The sequence below is a fragment of the Dokdonella sp. genome (assembly GCF_049593775.1).
Taxonomy (GTDB): Bacteria; Pseudomonadota; Gammaproteobacteria; order Xanthomonadales; family Rhodanobacteraceae; genus Dokdonella.
This window is the reverse complement of record NZ_JBAWHJ010000237.1, coordinates 1-2,149: the sequence shown is the minus strand read 5'-3', so window position 1 is coordinate 2,149 and position 2,149 is coordinate 1. Positions and strand designations below refer to the sequence as shown.

At 61.8% G+C, this 2,149-nt stretch carries 2 protein-coding genes; both read right to left on the bottom strand.

Going from position 1 to position 2,149, the window contains the following annotated elements; genetic code table 11:
• Positions 1-96 precede the first annotated feature (96 nt).
• A complete protein-coding gene (locus WBP53_RS08545; RefSeq protein ID WP_423927900.1) occupies positions 97-537 on the bottom strand; it encodes a hotdog fold domain-containing protein in 441 nt (146 codons plus the stop codon).
• Positions 538-562: 25 nt separating this feature from the next.
• The coding region (locus WBP53_RS08540) for an acyl-CoA dehydrogenase (protein ID WP_423927898.1) at positions 563-2,149 on the bottom strand (1,587 nt) is incomplete at its 5' end.

Below are 2,149 nucleotides of genomic sequence, written 5' to 3'. Positions count from 1 at the left end.
GTTCATCCAGTCATTCATTGCCGATCATCTGATCCATCACGCGCAGGCGATGAAGCGCTGATTGAATGATTTCTCGGCCGGAAATTCCAGCGATGGTCAGCGCGGCGAGACCCACATGGTGATGTCGGCATCGAAGACGACTTCATCGGCGTGGTTGCGGACTTCGACGATGGCGTGGAGATCCTGTGCCGTCGTCGTATCGTCCGGTGCCTGAACGCGGGCCGTGGCATGCAGTTCGCCGAGCGCCTTCTTCAGATAGCGAACGCTCATGCCCTTGGGAATCCAGCGCATGGACCCGGGGATGGTTACTTCGGTAGCCATGCCGCCGGCGAGTTCCGCAGCATTGCACATGGCGATCGCGTGAACTGTGCCGATATGGTTCTGGATCGATCTGCGCTGTTTCAGGCGTACCACGCAGCGACCAGGCTCCAGCACTTCGATACGCGGCGAGATCGAGCTGAAGTACGGTGCTCGCCAGCAAATGATGCGCGAGAACAGCCAGCGGCCCGGAGCCGAGCCGCCGAATTTTCGGAACATCTGCAACGCCTGCGCGGCCATCGGGTCAGGCCACGCTGCGCAGTGACTTGGGTTCCTTCTTCCTTACTCCGGCACGCAATTCTTCCGAATCGAAATCATCCACCGAGATGAACTCGAAGCTGGCACTGCGAACATGCTCGAGCAACTTGCGTTCGCCACCGCTGATCACGCCCTTGGCTTCGGCATCGGCAATCTGCGCTTCGAAATCAAGACCGACGACTTCGCCGGTCTTGACCGCCTTGAGGAACTTGCGCTCGATCGGTTCGGCCGCGATGACTTCGGGCAACAAGGCATTCATGCGCCCGATCGGGTTGTTCTCGGTCGGCGTCAGGTATGCCCCTGACATCAGGCGCGAGCGGGCCTCGTTCGGTGCCGTCAGGATGGCGGCGACGCGGCGGCCGAGACGATCGGAGGGCGGGACTTCACGGCGACCTAGCGGAAACACCAGTGCGCGCAGCATCCACGCGACCATCCGGTTCGGAAAATTGCGGATCACGCCATCCAGCGCCATCTGCATGCGCCAGGTGCATTCATGGAATGCCCAGGCGAGCAACGGCTGATCGGAAACCGGTCGTCCCTCATCTTCGTAGCGCTTGAGCATGCTCGATGCGATGTACAGGTAGGAGAGCACGTCACCGAGGCGGGCCGAGATTTTTTCCTTGAACTTGAGCTTGCCGCCCAGCACCAGCATCGAGGTATCGGCAACCAGGGCCAGCGCCGCCGAGTAGCGGTTTAGCTTGCGGTAGTAGCGGCGCGTGTAGGCGTCGCCAGGCACCGAGCCGATCTTTGAATGGGTCAGGCCGAGCACGAAGCTGCGCACGCCGTTGGAGAAACCAAAGCCGATGTGCTTGAACAGCACCTTGTCGAACTCGCGCAGACGATCGCCATAGTCTGGCAATGCAGCTGCCTGCATTTCAGCCAGCACGTACGGATGGCAGCGAATCGCACCCTGGCCAAAGATCATCAGGCTGCGCGTCATGATGTTGGCGCCCTCGACCGTGATCATGATTGGCACGCCTTGCCAGGAGCGTCCGAGGTAGTTGCTCGGGCCGAGGATCACGCCCTTGCCGCCGTGAACGTCCATGGCATCCGTGCAGATTTGCCGGCCCCATTCGGTGGCGTGATATTTGGCGATGGCCGAAGGCACGGCCGGTTTCTCGCCGCGATCAACCGCTGCCGCCGTGGCGCGCGACAGTGCGGTGGTTGCATAGGTCAGTCCGCCAATGCGCGCCAATGCTTCCTCGACCCCTTCGAATCGACCGATGGCCAGGCCAAACTGCTTGCGGATACGCGCATAGGCACCGGTCGCTGCAACACCTGCGCAGGCACCACCGGTTGCATTCGACGGCAGCGAAATCGCACGCCCGACCGAGAGACATTCGACCAGCATGCGCCAGCCCTGCCCGGCCATTTCCGGCCCGCCGATCAATTGCGACAGCGGCACGAAGACATCCTTGCCGCGCACCGGCCCATTCTGGAACGGCACGTTCAGCGGAAAGTGACGGCGTCCGATTTCGAGCCCATCGGTTTCGCGCGGGATCAGGGCGAGGGTGATGCCGAGGTCCTCGTCGTCTCCAAGCAGGTGCTCCGGATCAAGCATGCGGAAAGCCAA